Below are 5,884 nucleotides of genomic sequence, written 5' to 3'. Positions count from 1 at the left end.
TTTTTGACTTGCGAAAAACACCTGCTCGGGTGGGTCTCTGAATACTTCAGACGATAGAAGACATTAGCAGGCTTTTAAATTTACAAGCCATCGTAAACATTTCCACCAAGTTTTAATTTATTGTAGTTCCCTGTCGTCATATTAATTCTTACCGCTTTCCCTGATCCATTAGGCACACTAGGTAACTGTCTTGCAGCAAACCAAGAAGAACTCGTGTATTTGCCATCAACAGTGGTGGAGCTGTATACTGTATCGCTGAATGTTCCTTTTTTTACAGCTGAATATTTAATTTTAGGAGTGTAACTAGCGTCCGGTTCAAATAACTGCCATCCAGAAACCGTAATCGTTTCTGTCGGATCATTAGTTGTAAACGTTGGAGTGTATACTTGTACATCGAAACCATCATGAGTAAGTGTCATCCCATACTGAGTGGCAATTGTCGAAAGAGTCGAGACAGGAGCAGCTGAGGCTCCTAGAACCATAGAGAAGGTAGCAGCAAGTAATGCTCGGGTCTGTCCAGTATTTTGTGTAAACCCTTTTGGAATAAAAAACTAGCGTAAGTATTGGCCGATCCGATCCGGGAAGAACACGGAGAGCTGGAGGAGCATTTGCCCCCAGTTCTGCACTCGTCCAGTCCACTTCCTGGTGACGTCCATGGTAGCCAAATAGAGCATTTTGAGCAGGGCTTCATCGGTGGGGAAAATGCTCTTGCCCTTCGTCACCTTCCGGAGTTGCCGATGGTAACTCTCAATCATATTGGTCGTATAGATCAATTTACGAATCTCTGGTGGATACTTGAAAAAAGTAGCTAGCTCGTCCCAGTTGGTACGCCAAGAGCGAACGATGAGGGGATATTTGTTACCCCATGTTTCCTCAAAACGATCCAATTCCAGTAAGGCAGCCTCTTCTGTTGCCGCTTTGTAGATTGGCTTTAAATCCGCCGTCACTTTCTTAAGATCCTTATAAGAAACATAACGGGTCGAGTTGCGGATTTGATGAATGATGCACTTTTGGATCTCCGTATTCGGATAGCAGGCAGAGATGGCCTGAGAGAAGCCCGTTAGGTTATCCACGCAGGTGATGAGAATGTCCTGAACCCCACGGTTCCGTAAGTCGTTCAGTACGCTCAGCCAGAACTTTGAGGATTCATTCTCTCCAATCCACATGCCTAATACGTCCTTGTTGCCGTCCAAATCAATGCCAATGACCATATAAGCCGCTTTGTTCACAATAGCACCGTCTTGCTTGACTTTGTAGTGAATGGCGTCCATAAATACAACCGCATAGATGCTTTGTAGCGGTCGGTTCTGCCATTCTTTGATGAGTGGCACGATCTTATTCGTCACATTGGAGATCATGGTAGGAGAAACGTCAATTCCATACAGATGGTTCAGATGGTCCTGAATATCCCGTGTGCTGACACCTTTGGCATACATGGCGATAATTTGGTCCTCAATGCCGGTAACGGTAGACGGATGCTTTTTCACGATAACGGGCTCAAATTCGCCATTACGGTCACGTGGCACCGCGATCTCCACCTCGCCGTATTCGCTTGTCACCGTCTTCTTTGTCTTCCCGTTACGGCTGTTTGTTGTTTTCTTTCGCTTCACATCGTGCTTTTCATAGCCGAGTTCCGTGTCAAGCTCCGCCTCTAGCATCGACTGCAGCGTTTCTGCAAACAGTTCCTTCAGTGCCGACTGCACATCGTCCATCGTCTTGAGGTTGTTTTCCTTCACAAACGCCTTCACTTGTTCCTTACTAAATCTCGCCATAGGTGTCATCCTCTCAAACCAACCTTTCTTTTATTGTAATAGGTTTTGAGAGTTTACACAGAATATTTTACAGTCCCTAATGCTCCGGCGATTAATAGTTTTTTCATAACGTTAATTCCTCCTTTACAATGCATCTTATTTATTGAAAGTCGCTTTTTTTGCTTTTGGAATATTTGAATTCCTTAACTTTCTTGAAAACAATTTTCCATTGCTTTCCCTTTTTTTCGATTGGTAATGTCACATGCTGAGTCCCTACTGCTCTTGTAGTAAATTCAACATCTACCTCGGCTTTTTTATCGTTCTTTACATCCACTGACACAATTTTAAACCCCTCAATTTTTTCTTCAGAATTCTCATTTTCCCTGTAAGCCTGTATTTGTTCTTCTTCCGTTGCAAATCTAGGATCATCTACTAGAGCTGCAGCCTTTTCGTATTCCTCGTTAGCCAATAGAGCTACGAAGTTTTGAACTACTCTCTCTGCTTCTTTTTGAGGATCTTCCTCGGCGCTGGAGATGTTAGAAAAAGTCAATCCACCTGCAAGAACAGCAACTGCAAGCGCAGAGAGACCTACCAACCTTTTGTTCATTGTAAATTCCTCCCTTAAATGTTTTTTATTCCCCGTTATATAAGACTACCCAATCAATAAAAAGTTTCATGAATTCACAAAAAAAATCATCTATCATTCAGAACCCTTTATACATCAGTACATTGTTTTTATCAGATTTGAGAATACGAAAAGCCAGCCTAACTTACATCAGGAAGTCAATGACCCGCCTGTCTCAATCAATGTCTTCATACCGGAAAGAACAATCGGCAATCCCTCTTCCAATACACGGGAGGTATGCGGTGCTTCCTCGAACTCGTCGTGCACAACAGTCACTAACGTCACCCCGGGGAACCCGGCATGCGGCGCGATTTCCCACGTCAATCGTGAAGGCTTCTCCTCCGCAGTCTCGGCTTGTACAAGCAGTTGCCATGTCATAACCAGCCGACAAGGCGGCTCCACGACAAGAAACTCCCCTTTTGCCTGCACCTGCCCTTGCGGATTCCATATCTCATACGGACTGCCTGCCTTGAGTTCGCCGCGAATGGCCCCGTTATACCAATATTTCGAGGTCAGCTCGGGATTGGTCAGCGCGTTCCAAACCTGTTCAGGACTTGTTTTGATCGCAATGCGGTTGATATGCCTTGGCTTTTGTTCCATCACTGGTTCACTCTCCAACTCTTTTTTTAGCAAGCTTAATCCCGACACCCACGGTTCGGCGTACTTGCTTACCCACCGATCGTAAATTTGGCGAATGGATACAGGGTTCAGGTAGTGGTACTTTTCCCGACCTACCTTCCGGGTAGTAAGCAGGCCCGCTTCTTCCAGAATACGCAGATGCTTCATAACGCCGAAGCGGGACATCTGCAGATGAGTGCAGAGATCGTTTAACGTTCGGCCATCCTTTTCATACAGCAAATCCAGCAGTGTGCGTCTGCTTGGATCGGCCAGTGCTTTAAATATATCGTCCATATGGATATGCCTCCATGACGTCAACGAAGTAAGAAATAGGCAATAAGGTCTCGATAACCATTGACATGTTACCATATAGTAACATATATTAAAAGTGACCATTTAGTCACATATACAAAAGCACTTGATGTTCCGCCGGCGGCCACCACGTTGCAACGGAGGTGATTTGGCAACTGAAACTTGCTTATTTCGCTGCCATCCTTAATGCGGCAGTGATCGGCGTGACTTTTCTGCTTGTCAAACTGACGTTGACATTTGCAAATCCGCTCGATACTCTGACCTACCGTTTTGCAGTCGCTTTTGCCATCTTGCTTGTTCCTGCATTGGCTGGATTCGTCAAACCGGGCTGGCGCGGAAAACCGATGCTGTCCTTGTTGCTGCTAGCTTCGCTGTACCCAATCGCTTACTTTGTTTTGCAAACGTTTGGGCTCCAGTATGCCACTTCTGCAGAAGGCGGCATCATCAGCGCCATGACGCCAGCCGTCACGATGATATTCGCTTCCATCTTTTTAAAAGAAAAGACCACCTTGATGCAGAAGCTGTCTCTCCTTCTGTCTGCGAGCGGCATTGTGTTCATTTATGCCATGAATGGCACAAGCGACTGGTCACATACCACCGGAATCGTCTTACTCGTTCTCGCTTGCATCACATTAGCCGGGTACAACGTGCTGGCCCGATTGGTAACCAGACATTTCCGTGCAATGGAAATCAGTTTCTTTATGGTAGGGTTCGCATTCTTCTCATTTTTGGCTGCATCGCTTGGCACCCATGCGGCGGCAGGGACGATTGATGCTTTTGTCGCTCCGCTTGCGAGCAGTGTCTTTATCGCCTTGATTGGCAACTACCTTTATGGCGAACTTTATTTTATCCCGGATGGAAGCCGCCAAGATGAGCGTATTCTCCCACTTGTCGACGATTATCGCCATCGGTGCGGGAGCTTTGATCTTGCAGGAAGCCGTTACATGGAGTCATCTATGCGGCGCTGCCATGATTATCTTCGGGGTAATTGGGGTGAATATGCCGTGGAATTTTTCTGCGACATCCCCGAAGCAACTTCAGCAAACAAAGAAAGTGAGGTCATAACGATGCATATTGCCATGATCGCCGGAAGCAACCGGCAAAACGCTACCAGTACAAGTGTACTTCGTTATATCGAAACCATTCTGAAAGCCCGAAACATTCCGGTCTCATTTATCGATCTGCGGGTTGTGCAGTTACCGCTCTATTCTCCCGATTCGGAGGTTGTTCCCCCGGAAGCCGATCTTCTGATTACTGCGGTCAAACAAGCCGACGGTCTCATCCTCGCCACTCCCGAATACCACGGTTCCCTATCCGGTTCGCTGAAAAATGCGCTGGATTATTTGGACAACAGCCACGTGGCGGGGAAGCCGGTCTTGCCCGTGAGTTCGGCAGGCGGGCCTCTCGGTATCAGTTCGCTGATCCATTTGCAAGGCATCATCCGGAATCTTCACGGCATTCTATGCCCGGAATGGGTATCCATCGGAGACGGCCAACCTGTTTTTGACCGGGACGGAGTTCCTCAAGATATGGAGATCATACAGCGCATCGACCAAGCCGTCGAACAATTTATCGGGCTCGTGCGGAAGTTGGGAGACGGCAGCAAACAACCTGTGAAGGAATTGATGGAATCATGATGACCCGCTCCGAAATCAAAGCTTACTTGAAAAGAATCGGCATTACGGATATACAGCCGCCAACCCTTTCCTATCTCACTCAGCTTCACAGAGCGCACGTGTCGACCATTTCCTGGCAAACAATTGACATCGTCGCCGGCAGACCGACTTCAATCGATCTGCACGAGTGCGTCCGTCTCATGCTGAGTAACCGAAGCGGCTATTGCTTTCACTTGAACGGCGCGTTCAGCGTGCTGCTGCGTTCGCTTGGCTTCCGTGTTTTCTGGCATAGAGCCGGCGTCCAGCCACTGGGGCAGGAACCTCGAATCAATTCCTTTCACCTTGGGTTAACCGTCAGCTTGATGAATGAACAGCAACAAGAACAACGATACATCGTCGATGTGGGATTGGGCGATATGCCCTATGATCCGATCCCGCTGCAGATCGGCACTTACGAACAAGGGCCGTTGCGCTATCAGGTCGAAAGCTCCGGCGTCGCTCAAGGCGGTTGGCGGCTTGTCCACGATCCGCAGGCATCGTTTGTCGGTGTAGATTTTGCTCCTGATGACTTGGAAGACCTGGAAGAGTTTCAACCGAAACACGAATTTTACAGCTTGTCACCGGAGTCGCCCTGGATTCAGCTCTTTCTTGTACGGCATAGACACGCCACGGGCAGTAATGAATTGAGAGGTTGTATATGGAGCAAGCGGGATAGCGATGGTACCGAGAAAATAGAACTCCGCACGAAATCACAATGGCTGGAAGTGTTGGGCGACGTGTTTCAGGAGCATCTGGTGAATTATAGCTGGCTAGAGCGCGATGAATTATGGAAGCGAGTATGGAGCTACCATGAGGAGTGGAAGAAAGCGAAGTTGAAGTGACAGGAGGCCCACACCAGTTTGTAAGGCAAACTGGGGGGCCTTTACCTATGAAAACTCTCGGAGGGAATGTAAATTTTTTTG

The 5,884-nt window shown here is 47.5% G+C and carries 6 protein-coding genes; 2 read left to right on the top strand and 4 right to left on the bottom strand.

Going from position 1 to position 5,884, the window contains the following annotated elements; all coding sequences use genetic code 11:
- Positions 1-80 precede the first annotated feature (80 nt).
- From EDM57_RS23040 to EDM57_RS22890, 4 genes are all read right to left on the bottom strand, one after another.
- Complete coding sequence (locus tag EDM57_RS23040) at positions 81-482, bottom strand: hypothetical protein (RefSeq protein WP_148039137.1); 402 nt, start codon at positions 480-482, stop codon at positions 81-83.
- A 69-nt stretch (positions 483-551) separates the two neighbouring features.
- Positions 552-1,772, bottom strand: coding sequence for an IS256 family transposase (locus EDM57_RS22900; RefSeq protein ID WP_122906969.1), 1,221 nt, complete (start codon positions 1,770-1,772; stop codon positions 552-554).
- Between the two features lie 139 nt (positions 1,773-1,911).
- Positions 1,912-2,358 (bottom strand): hypothetical protein, encoded by a 447-nt coding sequence (locus EDM57_RS22895; protein WP_122906968.1) that lies wholly within the window; start codon positions 2,356-2,358, stop codon positions 1,912-1,914.
- 168 nt (positions 2,359-2,526) lie between these two features.
- Entirely contained in the window at positions 2,527-3,288 is a 762-nt protein-coding gene (locus tag EDM57_RS22890) for an ArsR/SmtB family transcription factor (protein ID WP_122906967.1), read from the bottom strand.
- A 161-nt stretch (positions 3,289-3,449) separates the two neighbouring features.
- Here EDM57_RS22890 and EDM57_RS24140 point away from each other — a divergent pair, with 161 nt between their 5' ends.
- Both EDM57_RS24140 and EDM57_RS22875 read left to right on the top strand, forming a co-directional pair.
- Entirely contained in the window at positions 3,450-4,943 is a 1,494-nt protein-coding gene (locus tag EDM57_RS24140; protein ID WP_425455834.1) for an NAD(P)H-dependent oxidoreductase, read from the top strand.
- A complete protein-coding gene (locus EDM57_RS22875; protein ID WP_122906965.1) occupies positions 4,940-5,803 on the top strand; it encodes an arylamine N-acetyltransferase family protein in 864 nt (287 codons plus the stop codon). The genes EDM57_RS24140 and EDM57_RS22875 overlap by 4 nt, the downstream gene beginning before the upstream one ends.
- Positions 5,804-5,884 lie beyond the last annotated feature (81 nt).

The sequence above is a fragment of the Brevibacillus gelatini genome, assembly GCF_003710935.1.
Lineage (GTDB): Bacteria > Bacillota > Bacilli > Brevibacillales > Brevibacillaceae > Brevibacillus > Brevibacillus gelatini.
This window is presented reverse-complemented; position numbering and strand designations above follow the sequence as displayed.